Source organism: Rhodoferax ferrireducens, from assembly GCF_031458075.1.
Classification (GTDB): Bacteria; Pseudomonadota; Gammaproteobacteria; order Burkholderiales; family Burkholderiaceae_C; genus Rhodoferax_B; species Rhodoferax_B ferrireducens_A.
This window is the reverse complement of record NZ_JAVDXT010000002.1, coordinates 1,365,577-1,381,897: the sequence shown is the minus strand read 5'-3', so window position 1 is coordinate 1,381,897 and position 16,321 is coordinate 1,365,577. Positions and strand designations below refer to the sequence as shown.

General features: G+C 63.9%; 13 protein-coding genes. 2 read left to right on the top strand and 11 right to left on the bottom strand.

The genetic code is table 11. The features are described 5' to 3' along the window. Window positions 1–2: 2 nt before the first annotated feature. The 10 genes from J2X19_RS15435 to J2X19_RS15390 all read right to left on the bottom strand — a co-directional run bounded on the left by J2X19_RS15435 (window position 3) and on the right by J2X19_RS15390 (window position 10,510). Window positions 3–866, bottom strand: a complete 864-nt coding sequence (locus J2X19_RS15435) for an amino acid ABC transporter ATP-binding protein (protein ID WP_310374465.1) — start codon at window positions 864–866, stop codon at window positions 3–5. Beyond that, on the bottom strand, window positions 853–1,668 hold the full coding sequence (locus tag J2X19_RS15430; RefSeq protein ID WP_310374463.1) for an amino acid ABC transporter permease: 816 nt from the start codon (window positions 1,666–1,668) through the stop codon (window positions 853–855). Before J2X19_RS15430 ends, J2X19_RS15435 begins: the two co-directional genes overlap by 14 nt. Next, window positions 1,658–2,404, bottom strand: coding sequence for an amino acid ABC transporter permease (locus J2X19_RS15425; protein ID WP_310374461.1), 747 nt, complete (start codon window positions 2,402–2,404; stop codon window positions 1,658–1,660). The genes J2X19_RS15430 and J2X19_RS15425 overlap by 11 nt, the downstream gene beginning before the upstream one ends. Further along, window positions 2,401–3,648, bottom strand: coding sequence for an aminotransferase class I/II-fold pyridoxal phosphate-dependent enzyme (locus J2X19_RS15420; RefSeq protein ID WP_310374459.1), 1,248 nt, complete (start codon window positions 3,646–3,648; stop codon window positions 2,401–2,403). The genes J2X19_RS15425 and J2X19_RS15420 overlap by 4 nt, the downstream gene beginning before the upstream one ends. 21 nt (window positions 3,649–3,669) lie before the next feature. Further along, the gene (locus J2X19_RS15415; RefSeq protein ID WP_310374457.1) at window positions 3,670–5,085 is read right to left on the bottom strand and encodes an FAD-binding oxidoreductase; all 1,416 of its coding nucleotides are present in this window, start codon (window positions 5,083–5,085) and stop codon (window positions 3,670–3,672) included. Beyond that, entirely contained in the window at window positions 5,069–6,211 is a 1,143-nt protein-coding gene (locus tag J2X19_RS15410) for an Ldh family oxidoreductase (RefSeq protein WP_310374455.1), read from the bottom strand. Before J2X19_RS15410 ends, J2X19_RS15415 begins: the two co-directional genes overlap by 17 nt. A gap of 16 nt (window positions 6,212–6,227) precedes the next feature. Next, entirely contained in the window at window positions 6,228–7,049 is an 822-nt protein-coding gene (locus J2X19_RS15405) for a transporter substrate-binding domain-containing protein (protein ID WP_310374453.1), read from the bottom strand. Next, window positions 7,046–7,912, bottom strand: coding sequence for a transporter substrate-binding domain-containing protein (locus J2X19_RS15400; RefSeq protein ID WP_310374451.1), 867 nt, complete (start codon window positions 7,910–7,912; stop codon window positions 7,046–7,048). The genes J2X19_RS15405 and J2X19_RS15400 overlap by 4 nt, the downstream gene beginning before the upstream one ends. Before the next feature lie 65 nt (window positions 7,913–7,977). Beyond that, the gene (locus tag J2X19_RS15395) at window positions 7,978–8,823 is read right to left on the bottom strand and encodes a transporter substrate-binding domain-containing protein (RefSeq protein WP_310374449.1); all 846 of its coding nucleotides are present in this window, start codon (window positions 8,821–8,823) and stop codon (window positions 7,978–7,980) included. A gap of 91 nt (window positions 8,824–8,914) precedes the next feature. Next, window positions 8,915–10,510, bottom strand: a complete 1,596-nt coding sequence (locus J2X19_RS15390; protein ID WP_310374447.1) for a rhodanese-like domain-containing protein — start codon at window positions 10,508–10,510, stop codon at window positions 8,915–8,917. 611 nt (window positions 10,511–11,121) lie between these two features. On the opposite strand from J2X19_RS15390, the gene tauD reads away from it, so the two are divergent. Next, window positions 11,122–11,955 (top strand): taurine dioxygenase, encoded by an 834-nt coding sequence (gene tauD, locus J2X19_RS15385; RefSeq protein WP_310374445.1) that lies wholly within the window; start codon window positions 11,122–11,124, stop codon window positions 11,953–11,955. A 23-nt stretch (window positions 11,956–11,978) separates the two neighbouring features. On the opposite strand, the gene dnaE is transcribed toward tauD, so the two are convergent. Continuing rightward, window positions 11,979–15,512 carry a DNA polymerase III subunit alpha gene (gene dnaE / locus J2X19_RS15380; protein WP_310374444.1) on the bottom strand — a complete coding sequence of 1,178 codons (3,534 nt, stop codon included), beginning with the start codon at window positions 15,510–15,512 and terminating at the stop codon, window positions 11,979–11,981. Between the two features lie 42 nt (window positions 15,513–15,554). Between dnaE and J2X19_RS15375 the strand changes: the two genes are divergently transcribed. Beyond that, the gene (locus J2X19_RS15375; protein ID WP_310374442.1) at window positions 15,555–16,307 is read left to right on the top strand and encodes a sulfurtransferase; all 753 of its coding nucleotides are present in this window, start codon (window positions 15,555–15,557) and stop codon (window positions 16,305–16,307) included. Window positions 16,308–16,321: the final 14 nt, after the last annotated feature.

The window sequence follows — 16,321 nt, the reverse complement described above, 5'->3', positions numbered from 1 at the left end:
AATCAAAGCGCGAAGTTCAGCCGCTCGAAGTTCAGTGGAGTCTCTGGCCGTAGAACAGAGCTAGGCCGCTGCCGGGCGCCCTCGCCCAAGGCCCGGTGCAGGAAAGCACGGGTGCGCTCACTCGCCGGGTCGCCGAAGATGCGTGCGGCCGGGCCATGCTCAACGATCAGGCCGGCTTCGGTGAAATACACCTCGTCGCTGATCTCCTCGGCGAAGCGCATCTCGTGCGTCACCAGCACACAGGTCAGGCCGTCGCGCACCAGGTCGCGGATCACGGTCAGCACCTCGCCCACGGTTTCGGGGTCGAGCGCCGAGGTCACCTCGTCGAACAGGATCAGCTCGGGCTGCATGGCCAGCGCACGCGCAATCGCCACCCGCTGCTGCTGGCCGCCCGACAGTTCGCCGGGATAGGCTTTTTCCTTGTGCGACAGGCGGACCTTGTCCAGCAGCACCCGCGCCTCGCGTTCGGCGGCGGCGCGGTCACGGCCGGCCACGCGGGTGGGCGCGATCACCAGGTTTTCCAGCACGGTAAGGTGCGGGAACAGGTTGTACTGCTGGAACACAAAGCCCACACGCTTGCGCAGTGCAATCAGCTCGGCTTCGGTGCGCAGCGCATCGACCTGGGTGTCGCCCACACGGATGCTGCCGCGCTGTGGCCGCAGCAGGCCGGTGATGCAGCGCAGCACGGTCGACTTACCCGAACCCGATGGTCCGATGATGGATACGGCCTGGCCGCGCCGCACTTCGACGTCGATGCCCTTGAGGACCTGGTTCGCACCGAAGGAAAGGTGCACGTCGCGCAGCGCGACAAGCGGGGTGTCGGTCTTTGCGGCTTGGGGAGAGAGAAAGGCATCAGTGGCGGTCATGGCGGCGCTCCAGTGCGCGGGTGGCGCGGGCAATTGGATAGCAGTAGGCGAAAAACAGGCCCAACAGCGTGAAGTAGACGAGGATGGTGAAGTCGGTGCGGGCCACGGTATTGCTGGCGATCTGCGCCGTATCCACCACGTCGTGCACGCCGACCAGCGAGGCCAGCGAGGTACTCATGGTGATGCTGGCGTACAGGTTCATCCAGGGTGGCAGCATGCGGCGTACACACTGCGGCAGCACGATCAGGCGGAAGATCGTGCGCCGGCGAAAGGCCAGCGACTGCGCGGCCTCCCACTGTGCGCTTGGAATCGACTGGATCGCACCACGGAAGATCTCGGCCACATTGGCACTGGCCGGCAGCGCCAGGCCGAGCACCACCTTGATCCAGTCCGGGAACGGAAAGGTCCAGGAGACGAGCTGGATCTCGAACGGGAACACATAGGTGGTGAAGTAAATCAGCACCAGAATGGGCGCATTGCGAAAGGCCTGCACATACCAGCGCGTGGCCGTACGCAGCGCCTTGGACGGCGACAGCGACAGCGCGCCCACCAGCAACCCAGCCAGGGTGCCAAGCGCCATCGCCAGCACGCTGATCTCGATGTTCACCAACAGGCCGCGCAGCAGCACCGGCAGCCATTTCCACAGGTGGGTAAACACGGCCGGTGTGCTACCGGTGGCCGTCCAGAACGCGATCACGGCGGCCACGCCCAATGCCGTCAACGTCCACGGGTTGCGCCAGGGGCTTGCACCGGCTGCGGAGACCGACACGGCGGACGGGTTCAAGATGAATTCACTGGCCATAACCGGGCATCCTCCAGCGTTCTTCGAGCCAGCGGCCCGCCAAGCTGACCAGCCAGGTCAGCAGGCCGAAATACAGCAGGATCAGCAGCAGTAATTCAAGCACGTTGTCGCGCTGCGTCCAGATCATGATGGACTCATAGGTCACGTCGCCCACGGCGATGGCCGAGGCCACGGCCGTCATCTTCACCAGGTCGATCAGGTTGTTGACCAGCGAAGGCAGGGCGAAGCGCACCGCCAGTGGCAGCTCGACCCGGGCCAGCAGCTGCCGTTGCGAGAAACCGAGCGAACGCGCGGCCTCCAGTGTGATGCGCGGTACGGCCTCAATGCCGGCGCGCAAGGCCTCGGCATGGAACACGCCTTTGTGCAGCGACACCACGATCACCACCCAGATGACGGGTGTGAGCGGATTGCTGCCACCCAGCGGCCGCAGCTGCTGGGTGATCAGCATGTTCAGCACCAGGAAGGCGCAGTACAGCTGCACCAGTGTCGGTGTGTTGCGGGTCACCTCGACAAAGGCACGCGCCGGCTTGGCAAGCCAGGGCCGGCCCGAAGTCAACGCCGCAGCGATGGCCACGCCGGCTAGCAAGCTGCCGGGGATGGTCAGCAAGCACAGCTCTAGCGTGACGCCCAGACCGCGTACGAAGGCCTGGCGTTCGCTGGCATCGAGCGCGAACGCGTAGTTGAGCCCGAGCGGCTTCAACGCCGCCACGATGGCCGGAAGAATCCCATCACTCATGCGGTCAAGGCCTCCGGTTCGACCACCTGCAAGGCAGCGATGGCACGGGCAATACGCTGCACGGCATCGCTCAGCACGGCGTCGCTGGCGGCAATGGAAATGCGGAAGTACGGTGCCAGGCCGTAAGCAGCACCGTCTACCACGGCCACACCTTCGGCATCCAGCAGCCAGTCGACCACGTCACTGTCGGATGTGATGGCCCGCCCATCGGGCCGAACGCGGCCTATGAGTTCACCGCAATGGATGTAGGCGAAGAAGGCACCCTCGGGCGCCAGCAGCGAGATGCCAGGAATGGCGTTGAGCGCGTCGCTCACAAAGGCCGCACGGCGCGCATATACCGCCCGGGACTCGGAGACGAAGCTCTGGTCCGCGGCATCCAGCGCCGAAGCCACAGCCGCCTGACCGATGGAGTTGGGCCCGCTGGAGGCCTGCGACTGGATCACCACCATGGCGTCGATCAAGGCCTGGGGACCCGCGCCCCAGCCGATGCGCCAACCGGTCATGGCATAGGTCTTGGAGGCGCCGTTGACCAGCAACGTGCGCTCACGCAGGTCGGGCGCCACGTGCAGCAGGTGTACCGGCGCTTCGGTGGTAAACCAGATGTGCTCGTAGATTTCGTCCCACAGCACCAGGACGCGCGGATGGCGGCGCAGCACCGCGGCCAATGCGGTGAGCTCGGCCGCGCTGTAGACAGCGCCGCTGGGATTGCCGGGCGAATTGAGGATCAGCCAACGCGTGTGCGGCGTGATGGCTTTTTCCAACGCCTGTGGCGTGAGCTTGAAGGCCGTGGCCTCGTCCACCGGCACAATCACCGGCGTGCCGTCGTTGACGGAAACGATGTCGGGGAACGACGGCCAGTAAGGTGCTGGCAGCACCACTTCGTCGCCCGCGTCCAGCGTGGCGGCCAGCGCGCTGTAGATGATCTGCTTGGCGCCGTTGGAGACAATGATCTGCGCTGCGGAATAGTCAAGGGTGTTCTCGCGCCGGTATTTGGCGCTGATGGCGCGGCGCAGCTCGGCCGTGCCTGCGGTCGGTGTGTACTTGGTTTCGCCGCGCGCCAGTGCGGCGATGGCGGCCTGCTTGATGGACTGCGGGGTGTCGAAGTCGGGTTCGCCGGCGGTCAGCACCAGCACGTCGCGGCCCTGCGCAATCAGTGCCGAGGCGCGCTGGCTGGCGGCAGCATTGGCCGAGAGCTTGACGCGCCGCACGCGCTGCGAGAGTGGGAAGGAAGAAGTGCTTGTCATGGGGAATCCTTGAGAGAGAAATCAGGCTGCCAGGACCTTGCCGGGGTTCAATAGGCCCAGCGGATCGAGCGCCTGCTTGACGCGGCGCATCAGGTCCAGCTCGACTTCGCTCTTGTAGCGCGGCAACACGTCGCGCTTGAGCTGGCCGATGCCGTGTTCGGCGCTGATCGAGCCGCCATGGGCATGCACGCTGTCGTGCACGGCCTCATGGATCGCGTCTTCCAGCGCGAACAGCGCCTCGGTGGACTGGCCCGGCGCATGCGCCACGTTGTAGTGAAGATTGCCGTCGCCCAAATGGCCGAAGGCCACCGGCCGCACGCCGGGAAAGCCGGCCTCGAGCACCGCCGCCGTGGCGCGCAGGAAGTCGGGGATGCGCGAAATCGGTACCGACACATCGTGTTTGATGTTGCGACCATCGCGCCGCTGCGCCTCGCCCAGCGCCTCGTGGCGCAACCGCCACAAGGCCTGGCTCTGCTGCAGGCTCTCGGCGATGGTGGCGTCGGTCACCAGGCCATCCTCGAAGGACTGGCCGACCACGGCCTCGAAGCGTTCGCGCGCATGGGCCTCGCCTTCGGGGTCGGAGAGTTCGATCAGCGCATACCAGGGCGGAACCAGGGATTCGAGCGGGATCTGCTGGTCCGGCAGATGCTGTGCGATCAGCTTCAGCACCGTGCCCGACAACAGCTCGAAGGCCGTCAGCCCCGCGCCGAAGCCAGCCCGCGCGCGCGACAGAAAGGCAATCGCGTCGCCAATGCAGGGGAAGGCCAGCAGCGCCGTGTGCTGCGCGGCCGGTAACGGAAACAGTTTGAGAGTGGCCGCGGTGATGATGCCCAGCGTGCCTTCGCTGCCGATGTAGAGATCGCGCAGCGCGTAGCCAGTGTTGTCCTTGCGCAGGCCGCGCAGGCCTTGCCAGATGGCGCCCTCGGCGGTGACGACTTCCAGGCCGAGGGTGAGCTCGCGCATATTGCCGTAGCGCAGTACCTGGGTGCCACCGGCATTGGTGCCGAGGTTGCCGCCGATGGTGCAGCTGCCTTCCGAGCCCAGGCTCAGCGGGAACAGCCGGCCCGCGTCCAGCGCAGCCTGCTGCACCGTGGCCAGCACGGTACCGGCCTCCACGGTGATGGTGTCGTTATCGGTGTCGATCTCGCGCACCCGGTTGAGCCGGCCCAGCGACAGCAGTACCGCATCGCCGCTCGCATCCGGCGTGGCCGCGCCCATCAGGCCGGTGTTGCCGCCTTGCGGCACCAGGGGTGTGTGGTGGGCCCGGCACAGGCGTACCACCTGGGCCACCTGTTCGGTATCCGCCGGCCGCACTACGGCCAGCGCGCGCCCGGTGAGGCGGCCATGTTGGTCGGTGAGGAAGGCGTCGGCGTCCGTGCCGGTGAGCACGTGGGCGACGCCCAGGGTCTCGCGTAAGCCTTCAAGCAAGGTGGTCATGCAGCTCTTTCTTGGCGCGGCCTATGGCTTGCAGGATGAAGGGCACGCCGGCGCTCTTGGCTACTTCGCGCAGCTGCCGCTCCAACGGCTCGGGTAAGGGCACGCCAAAGCGGGTGCGCTCCGCATGGTGGGCTGCTTCGGGGTCACCGGGCACCAGCACCGGCTGGCGCGGATCAATTGGTGGGGTGGCGTGCAATACATCGAGAATGCCATCCAGGTCCTGCTGGAAGCTGCCGGGTTCGCCGAAGAATGTCGGGTTGATGGCGATGAAGCTGTGGCCCACGTTGGCCGGGTCGCCCGGGCCATGGCTGCGGTTGTGCAGCGGTGCGAAGGCCCCTCCGTTAAGGGTACCGCCCAGCACCTGGGCCAGCAGTGACAGGCCGTAGCCTTTGTGGCTGCCACCATCCGCACTGCCGCCCAGCGGCGTCAGGCCGCCATCTGGCCGGTCAAAAACCTGTTGTTTGGCGGCCTGTGGCTCGGTGACTGGCGCGCCCTGGCCATCCACCACCCAGCCGGCCGGTACCGGCTGGTCGCGCAGCGCCTTCAGCTTGACGCGGTTGGCTGCGGCGGTGGTGGTGGCGATATCGAGCACAAAGGGTGAGTTGCGCGAGCCTTCGGGCACCGGCGCAGCGAAGGCGATCGGGTTGGTACCAAGCACCGGTGCCGTGGCACGCGTCGGTACCAGCAGAATGCCCTGGGCCGAACTGGTGACCAGGCCGATCAGCCCTTGCTTCGACGCGATGCGTGCATATACGCCAGCGGCGCCGAAGTGGTGCGAGTTGCGCACTCCGACCAGTGCAATGCCGATGGCGCGCGCCTTGTCCACCGCCAGCTGCATGGCCTGGGCCGAGGCCACATGGCCCAGGCCGGCGCCGGCATCGATCAGCGCGGTGGCCGGGCCGTCGCGCAACACCGTGGGCATGGTGTCCAGGCGCAGCCGGCCGTTGCGCCGCAGCACGGCGTACTGCGGCAGCATCGAGACGCCGTGGGAGTCCACGCCGAGCAGGTCGGTTTCGACCATGAGATCGGCGGTGGTGATGGCGTGCGCATGCGACATGCCCCAGGCCTGCAGAATCGCAGTCGCCTGGGATCGCAGGTTTTCGGCGGTGAATCGGTTCTCGGACATTGTGGGATTCACAGCCTTACGCGGGTGTCTTCTTGAACTTCTCGTGCAACTGGTACAGCAATGGCGTGGGTGTCATACCGTTCCTCTTCTCCACGGCGATAAGCCAGCCGCTGGCATGCCATTGCTTGACGATGCGGTCGAGTGCGGCCTGTGTGTCGGTCTCGCCTTTACGCAGCCAGATCACCGAGGACGAAGGAATCAGTTCATTTGGCGAGGCGATCTCATAGTCTTTCCAGTCGGCGTTTTCGGCCACCAGTTCGCGCAGCGTGGGGCTGACATGCACCGAGACCACGCAGTTGCCTCCGCGCAGCGCCAGCAGCGCTTCGGGTTGGCCGCGGAAAGCCTTGATCTGTGCGCCGTATTCTTCGGCCAGCGGCTTGGTGAAATTGCTGCCTTGCGAGACGCAGACCGGCTTACCGCGCAAGTCTTCCCACTTGGCGATGCCGCTGCCCTTCTTGCCGATAGCAGCACCGCCGACTTCCTCGAAGGGCGTGGGCACGAAGCTCAGGATCTCGCTGCGTTCCTGGGTCCACTGCATATTGGCGATCAGGATGTCGACTTTTCCCTGCTGCAGGAACTGCACGCGGTTGGATGGCTGCACCTGCACCGTCTCCAGGCTGACGCCCAGCGCCTTGGCCACACCTTCGGACAGTTCGACGTTGTAGCCAATGTGTTTCTGCGTGGCTGGGTCTATGGTGCCGAACGGCGGGCCTGACAGGATCACGCCGACGACCAGTTTTCCGCGTTGCTTGATCTTGTCGAGCGTGGCGTCGGCATGCGCAGCACCTGCGGCGAACGCGAGTGCCAGCCCGGCGGCGAGTGCCTTGCGCAGCTTCATTTAGCGTCACCCTCAAAAGGCGCGCGGTCGAACTTGCCCTGCTGGGCTTTTTGGTTGGACGCCACGAAATAGCTGTCCGGTACGCCGTACTTCTTGGCCAGACTGACCAGGGTACCGGTGCGGTGCCAGTCCTGGATGGCCTTGTCGACGAAGGCCTGGGTGTCGGCTTCGTTGCGGCGGGTCCAGACCACGGTGGGAGATGGAATCAACTGGTCGTTCGTCGCCAGCTGGAAGTCCTTCCATTCGGCGGCGCTGGCGCCGTTCAGCGTCTGCACCATGGCCGGCTGGATGTGTACCGACGCCGCACAGGTTCCGCCCTTCAAGGCCAGCAGGGACTCGGGAATGCCCTTCAGGCCCTTCACCACCGCACCATAGGTTTCTTGCAGCGGCCGGGCGAAGTTGCTGCCCTGCGAGACGCAAGCCACTTTACCGCGCAGGTCTTCCCATTTGCTGATGCCGCTGCCCTTGGCAACGATGGCGGCACCGCCGACCAGGTTGTAGGGTGTGGGCGCGAAGCTCAGGATCTCGCTGCGCTCTTGGGTCCACTGGATGTTGGCGATCAGCAGGTCGACCTTGCCAGCCTGCAGGAACTGCACACGCGTCGAGGCATGCACTGGAACGGTTTCGAGTTCCACGCCCAGGCGTTTGGCAATGTCGCGCGCCAGGTCGGTCTGGAAGCCACCGACCTTGCCAGTCGCGGTATCGAGCAGGCCGAACGGTGGCTCCGGCGCATCGACGCCAACGGACAGCTTACCCCGCTGCTTGATCTTGTCGAGGGTGGCGTCCGCATGGGCGGTACCAGCAAAGCTGGCAGCGAGCAGGCCCAACGCCCAGACGGTCTTGGAACAAAGCGTGAATTTCATGAAAAGCATTTCCCAGCCCGCGCGTGCGCGGGTCGCATCAAACAAGTGGATCGAAAAGGGAGCGCTTAAAGCGCGGTCTTGAACTTGGCCTGCAGCTCAGGCAGCAAGGGCTGCGGCGGCTCGATGCTCAGGCGCTTTTCGGTGGCGATCAACCAGCCGCTGCGGTGCCATTCCTGGACTATCTTGTCGACAGCGGCGATGGTGTCCTGCTCACCCTTGCGTGTCCACACCACGGAGGGGGCAGCCAGCAGTTCGGTGGTAAGCGGCGCGGCGTAGGCCGCCCATTCGGCGTTGCCACGCAGCGTGGGATGGATCAGCGTAGAGTCATGCACGGCCGCCACGCAGTTGCCTCCGCGCAGCGCCAGCAGGGAGTCGGACGAGGACTTGTAGCCATGCACCACAGCGCCGTAGTCGGTGCCCAAGGGCTTGGCGAAGCTGCTGCCCTGCGACACGCACACGGGCTTGCCGCGCAGATCCTCCCATTTGGTGATGCCGCTGGTCTTGAGCACGGCTGCGGTTCCGCCGACGCGGTAGAAAGGCGTGGGCGCATAGCCCAGGATTTCAGCGCGGTCGGGGTTCAATTCCATCGACGCAATCAGCAAATCGACTTTTCCGCCTTGCAGAAACTGCACACGGTTGGGCGTCTGCACCTGCACCAGGTCGACATCAACGCCGAGGCCCTTGGCCAGCGCACGGGCGAGTTCAGGGTTCCAGCCGATGAGCTGCTGGGTGGCTGGGTCGATGGAGCCGAAAGGCCCGCCATTGACCAGCACGCCAATACTGACCTTGCCGCGCTGCTTGATCTTGTCGAGAGTGGCATCGGCATGCGCGGCGGCGGAGGCCAGCGCAAAAAGAACGGAAGCTACCGCAACCGCGCGGCGCTGGGACAATGGGAACGGGGTAAACAGCATGTATGGGGCTAGGAAAATTCAACAATAGAAGCGCCATCTTCGGCCAGGTACAACCCATCTACAACGAAGTTTTCCAGATATGAATATGCGGCTATCGCACCTCGGGCAAACGAAACACTGCCAATTCATCCGGAGAGCACTGGGCGATCAAACCAGTCTCCCAAGCCAGGTACCGGCGTGCAGCATCCAGATTGCCCTCGTGCCGGTCATGCACGAAAAACAGGTAGTCGATAGCCTCTGCATCTGCTGGCAGGCCCGGGCTGGACTCGGCAGGCAGCCCGGCGGCAACCCAATCCTCCAAGCGCGTCCAACGCACGTCGCGCCAGCCTGCCTCGTGCAGGTCGGCAGCTGCCAGGCCGGCTACCGCAGCATCCGTAGCGAACAGCAGAATCGGCTGGCCCGGTTTACCGGTCGCGCGCGCATCGGCCACCAGGTGTGGGCGCAGCGTCCAGTGCGCACCCCGTGCATGGCGGCTGCGATAAGCCATTGAGGGCTGCAGATCCAAGAGCAGCGGTGCCTGCCGTGCCACCCAAGACGGCAATTCGCCATGGTTGACTGCCGGGACCGGCCCCAACACAGCCAATGGCGGGACACGAACCTGTATGGCGGCACGCACGCCCCCGTCAACCACCGCCGTTTCAAATCCCAAGCGGCGCAGCCACGCGGCAACCACCGGAGCACGAATCGCCTCGTCGTCCAGCAAGATCACTCGGCTATTGCGCACAGCAATGGATTGGTCAGTGGCCTGCAGCAGTTGCCCACCGGGCGCATGCTTTGCGCCTGCCAGGCTGCCTGCCGCAAACTCCTCGGCACTGCGCACATCGAGTACATAGGTCGTGCGCTGTGGGTCATCAAGCCAGGCTTGGGCCTGGGCTGCGCTGAGCTTGTGCACGCCGGCTGACTGCGCCAGGTTGGCAGCGGCGATGCGATCATCCGGGTGTGCTGCCACAGCGCCTGCGCTGCGCCGTTCATTGCCATGCTCGAGTTGCAAGCCCTCGAGTGCCCAGCCTTGGGTGCCGTTCTCCAGCGCCAGCACCGGGTTGGGAATGCCCAGGCTGCGCAAGATCTGCGCACCGATGATGCTGCGGGTGCGGCCGGCGCAGTGGATCACTACCGGGGTATCGACATCGGGCAGCAAGGCCCGCCAGCGCAGCGCCAGCTCACCATTCGGCACTGAAACAGCACCGGGAATGCTCATCTTTCGGTGTTCTTCAAAGGTGCGGCCATCCAGCAAGACCAGCGGCTCACCCGCTTGCTGGCGGGCGCGCAAGTCCTGTGCAGAAAGATGCGGTGTGGCATAGGCATGCTCCACCAACTCGCCAAAAGTCTTGGAGGGCAGGTTCACGCCCTGGAACAGAACATAGCCCGCGGCCGCCCAGCCGGGTGCCCCGCCCGCCAATAGGAATACCTGTGTGTAACCCAAGAAAGCCAAACGTGCTGCAGCGCGCTCGGCCACACCGTCACCCGCATCCACCAGCACTACACGGGTAGTGGATCGTGGCACCAAGCTAGCCACATCCAGTTCCAGCCGGCTATAGGGAAGCGGAACAGCAAAGAACGGATGGCCTTCGCCAAACTGGCCTGCTTCGCGTACATCCAGAAGAGCGATTTCTCGGCCATCGTTGAGCCAATCGCGCAGTATGGTGGCGGCAACCGAAGGGAAAATGTTTGCGGGTGTACGGTCCATATGGAAGCTTGCTAAAGCTCACACGATAACCAGCAGCACGCAGCCGATTTAGAAGCTTTTCTACTATGCATAGTTGGTTTTCGGCCTTCGTTCCAGGTCAAACTGCAGCCAGCAGATCGACAGGCTTGGTGGGCACCGGGCCTTACGCGTTTTTGTCACTTGGTAGTGACTTTTCATTCGTTCTGTTCGCACACCATTCTTCGCACAATCGAAATCCAAGCATGTATTGCTTCAAGGAGACGTGTGATGCAAGAAAGTCATCTAAGTCCAGGAGGCCCCATGCGCACTCCTGAGCCACCCAATGCCGAGGGTATTCAGCGCAATTTTCTGCGCGTGCTGGCGGTAACCTCCGGCTCCTGGGGGCTGGTCCCTCGCAGTCGAACCAGCCACTACAGAGCCCTGCGCCAGACTGCCCATTACCCGGTACTCGCTTACAGCGCATCGCGCAATGTGCGCCAAGCCCCGTACCGCTTGCAGTTCGCTTGGTAGTCTTCGCGCCCAGAATCCCGCCATAGAAGGTAGGCGCAGTAGCAAATGCAAATAACGAGCAAGCACGAAGACAGGCGTCCGATAGGCTTGCAGCCATCTTTGCTTTGAAGTCCCCACCCACCATGACTCTCGACATCCGTCCTATCGGCCCTGCCATTGGCGCCGTGGTAGCAGGCATAGACCTGACGACACCCTTGCGCGACGAAGACCGGGACAGCTTGCGGACTGCTTTACTGCAACACCATGTGCTGTTCTTCGAAAACCAGCCGGTCACGCCGGTACAGCAGCGCGACCTGGCAAGCGCCTTCGGTGCGCTCCACATCCATCCGGTGTATCCACAGCATCCCGATGCCAAGGAAATCATCGTACTGGACACCGACGACAACAATCCGCCCGACAACGACAACTGGCACACCGATGTCACCTTTATTGAGCGCCCACCCATGGGCGCACTGTTATCGGCGCGCCAGCTGCCACCGTCTGGCGGCGACACTCTCTGGGCCAGCGGCATTGCTGCGTATGAGGCCTTGTCTGAACCGCTGCGCAGGTTTCTGGACCCATTGCACGCCGAGCACAGCTTTGTGCAGTCCTTTCCCGCCTGGCGCTACGCGCGCACCCCGGAAGAGCGCAAGATTTGGGAAGCTGCGGTGGCCAAGAACCCCGACATTTCGCACCCCGTGGTTCGCACCCATCCGGCCAGCGGCAAGCGCGGCCTGTTTGTGAACGAGGGCTTCACCAGCCGCATTGTGGAACTAGGCAAGCAAGAGAGCGATGCCATCCTGGCCTACCTGCGCGTACACATAGCCAAGCCCGAATTCACGGTACGCTGGCGTTGGAAGCAGTACGACCTGGCGTTCTGGGACAACCGGCTGACCCAGCACTACGCCACAGTCGACTACCTGCCGCATCGCCGCGTAATGCACCGCGCCACCATCCTGGGTGACGTGCCCTTTTGAGCAGCCGCCCTCCTCCCACTCTCCTACTCTTCGTAAGCCACCACCGCCTGCGACGCCTGGGCCAGGCAGAAAGCCAGCGCGGCATCCGTGGGGTAGAAGCGGGCTTTTTCACCCAGCTGCACCTCGGCCACAGCGGCGCCCTGCTCGGTCTTGCGCTGCAACGACAAACGCACCGGCAGGCCGCGCAACACATCGCCTTGTTCGGTGGTATCCAGAAACGGCGGGAAGTCCTTGACCAGCTTGGCGATGTCCAGCCCGGAGCCGGTGGCATTCGGCGGTAGCTGCAAGCGCAGGAACTTCGCATAGCGGCAGCGCGCACCCGCCAGGTCCCAGGCTTCGGTAATGCTCATCTGCAGGCCACCGCCGCCAAAGCGGTCGGTTTGCACCTTGCCCATGGCAATGATCAACTCGTCGTCCTTGAACAAATCCTTGTTGGCCTGCATCAGCGCGTCACTGACGCGGGCGTCGATCATGGCGGAGCCGTCGTCTAGCCGGAACAGTCCCAGCTTGCCGCGCTGGCCATTGATGACCCGCAAATCGCTGACGATACCAGCGAACATCACGATGTCGCGGCTGTCCACTGCATCGGCGAGTTCGCGCTTGGCAAAGCGGCGCACTTCCTTGCGCACCTCGTCGAACAAATGGCCCGACAGGTAGAAACCGACAGCGGTTTTCTCCAGCGTCAAACGCTCCTTGATGCCCCACATCGGCGCTTCGACCAGATCCGGCTCCTGGGTGCTGGAGCCGTGGCTATCGTCCATGTCAAACAGGCCGCCCTGATCCGCATTCGCCAGTGTGGCGGCGGCAAAAGCGAAGGCCCGGTCGATGGACGCAATCATCGAGGCCCGGTTGATTTCGATCGCATCGAAAGCACCGGCCTTGATCAAAGCCTCCACCGTGCGCTTGTTCAGCTTGGCTTTGTCCACCCGCACGCAGAAGTCGAACAGGCTCTTGAACGGCCCACCGGCTTCGCGCGCGGCCACGATGGCGTCAATCGCCTGCTGGCCCGTGCCTTTGACGGCACCCAGCCCGTAGCGGATGATCTTGTCGGTCACCGGCTCGAAGCGGTGCCGGCCCAGGTTCACGTTCGGCGGCTCAAAGCTCAGGCCCATCTTCACCGCATCTTCAAACAGCAGTTTGAGCTTGTCGGTGTCGTCCATTTCCACCGTCAAGTTGGCGCAGAAGAATTCGGCACAGTAATGCACCTTGAGCCAACCGGTGTGGTACGCCAGCAGCGAATAGGCGGCGGCGTGCGACTTGTTGAAGCCGTAGCCGGCGAACTTCTCCATCAAGTCGAAGATTTCGTCGGCCTTGGCCTGGGGGATATTGTGGGTGGCCAATGCACCGGCGCGGAACTTTTCGCGGTGCTCGGCCATTTCCTCGGCCTTCTTCTTACCCATCGCGCGACGTAGCATGTCCGCGCCGCCGAGCGAGTAGCCGCCCAGGATCTGCGCGGTCTGCATCACCTGCTCCTGGTAGACCATGATGCCGTAGGTCTCGCTCAGCATCTCGGCCACCGCCGGATGCGGGTACTCCACTTCCTCGCGGCCGTGCTTGCGCGCCACGAAGCTGGGGATCAGGTCCATGGGGCCGGGGCGGTACAACGCATTCAGCGCGATCAGGTCTTCCAGCCGCGTCGGTTTGGCGTCTTTCAGCATGCGCTGCATGCCGGTACTTTCAAACTGGAACACGGCTTCGGTCTTGCCTTCGGAGAACAGCCGGTAGGTCTTGGCATCGTCCAGCGGAATGTTCTCGAAGGCGAAGTTCTCCTGGCCCTTGTGGCGCTTGACGATGAACTCCTTGGCGATCTCCAGAATCGTCAAGGTCGCCAGGCCCAAGAAGTCGAACTTCACCAGGCCGATGGCCTCCACATCGTCCTTGTCGTACTGGCTCACCGCCGACTCGCTGCCAGGCTGCTGGTACAGCGGGCAGAAGTCGGTCAGCTTGCCCGGTGCGATCAACACACCACCGGCGTGCATGCCGATGTTGCGGGTCATGCCCTCGAGCTTTTGCGCCAGCTCGATCAGCAGCTTCACGTCTTCCTCGGCCTCGATACGCTCGGCCAGGATGGGCTCCATCTCGATGGCGTAGTTGTTCTTGTCGCCGTCCTTCTTCACCGCCGGGGGGTACTGCAAGGTGACCGACATGCCAGGCTTGTTGGGGATCAGCTTGCTGATGCCGTCGCAGAAGTTGTAGCTCAGGTCCAGCACCCGGCCCACGTCGCGGATTGCCGCGCGCGCCGCCATGGTGCCGAAAGTGGCGATCTGGCTCACTGCGTTCTTGCCGTACTTCTCCTTCACGTAATCGATCACGCGGTCGCGGTTGCTCTGGCAGAAGTCGATGTCGAAGTCGGGCATGGACACCCGTTCCGGGTTCAAAAATCGCTCGAACAGCAGCTTGTACTGCAGCGGGTCCAGGTCGGTAATCTTCAGCGCATAGGCCACCAGCGAGCCGGCACCAGAACCCCGGCCCGGGCCGACCGGGCAGCCATTCAGCTTGGCCCAGTTGATGAAGTCCCCCACGATCAGGAAGTAGCCGGGGAAGCCCATCTTCAGAATCGTGGTGATCTCGAATTCCAGCCGCTCGATGTAGCCGGGGCGCACTTCTTCGCGCTTGGCTTCATTCGGGTACAGATGCAGCAGGCGTTCCTTCAGGCCTTCGTGCGAGGCGTAGCGGAAATAGTCTTCGGGCGTCATGCGCACGCCATCGACCAGCGGCGTAGGGAAGTCCGGCAGCTGCGGCTTGCCCAGCACCAGGCTCAGGTTACAGCGCTTGGCGATCTCCACCGTATTCGCCACGGCCGACGGAATGTCTTTGAACAGCGCCTCCATCTGCGCGCTGGACTTGAAATACTGCTCGCGGGTAAAGCGGCGCACCCGGCGCTGGTTGCCCAGGATTTCGCCGTCAGAAATACATACCCGCGCCTCGTGCGCGTCGTAGTCATCAGGCTCGGTGAACTGGATCGGGTGCGTGGCCACCACCGGCAGCTGCAGACGCGCCGCCAGCTGCACCGCGGCCACCACATGGGCCTCGTCGTCGGGCCGGGCTGCGCGCTGCAGCTCGATGTAGAAGCGCTGCGGGAACAGGCTGGCCAGTTGCTCGGCCATGGCGTCGGCGCGTGCGCTATCGCCCTGCACCAGCGCCTGGCCCACCGGCCCGGCCTGCGCGCCCGACAGGCAGATCAGCCCCTCACCCAGTTCGCGCAGCCAGGCAAGCTTGATCACCGCCTGGTTTTTCACGATGTTCTGGGTGAAACCGCGGGCCAGCAGCTCGGACAGGTTCAGATAGCCCTGCTTGTTCTGCACCAGCACGATGACACGCGACAAGGCCGTGGTGTCCAGGCCCTGGCCTTCCAGGAAGATCTCGGCGCCGATGATGGGCTTGACGCCCTTGCCCCGGCCTTCCTTGTAGAACTTGAGTGCGCCAAACAGATTGCTCAGGTCGGTGACCGCCAGCGCCGGTTGCTGGTCTTTGGCGGCGACTTTGACGGCTTCGTCGATGCGGTTGGTGCCGTCAACGACGGAGAATTCGGTATGGAGGCGGAGGTGAACAAACATGGCCCCATTTTAGGAGCCCACGCAGGCTTCTAAAATCCAGGGGTGAACTCCATCCTGAACATCTCCGCTTACAAATTCGTCAACCTGCCCGACGCCCCGGCCCTGCGCGACCTGCTGCACGGCTGGGCGCAAGAGCTGGAACTCAAAGGCACCATCCTGCTGGCCGGCGAGGGCATCAACCTGTTCCTGGCCGGGCCAGCGGACGCCGTGCTCGGCTTTGTTGCCCGCTTGCACAAGGATCCGCGCTTTGCCGACATTGCCCCCAAGGAAAGCTGGTCCGCCAGCCAGCCGTTCAAGAAGATGCTGGTCAAGGTCAAGAACGAAATCATCCGCATGGACCACCCGGCCATCCAGCCCGCCGCAGGCCGGGCGCCGGCGGTCACTGCAGCCACAGTGAAGCGCTGGCTGGACCAGGGCGTGGACGACCACGGCCGCCCGGTGGTCACGCTGGACACGCGCAATGCCTTCGAGGTAGACCACGGCACGTTCGACGGCGCGATCGACTGGCGCATCGACAAATTCAGCCAGTTCCCGGCCGCGCTGAACGAACACAAGGCCGAGCTGGAAGGCAAGACGGTGGTCAGCTTCTGCACCGGCGGCATCCGCTGCGAAAAGGCCGCGATCCTGATGCGCGAAGTCGGGCTGGACAGCGTGTACCAACTCGAAGGCGGCATCCTCAAATATTTTGAGGAAACCGATGGCGCCCACTACCACGGCAGCTGCTTCGTGTTTGACGAACGCCGCACCTTAGAAGCGGATTTGTCGGCCAGCGACCTGGCTGCTACAAAAATGTGAGCTGCTAGCGCAGG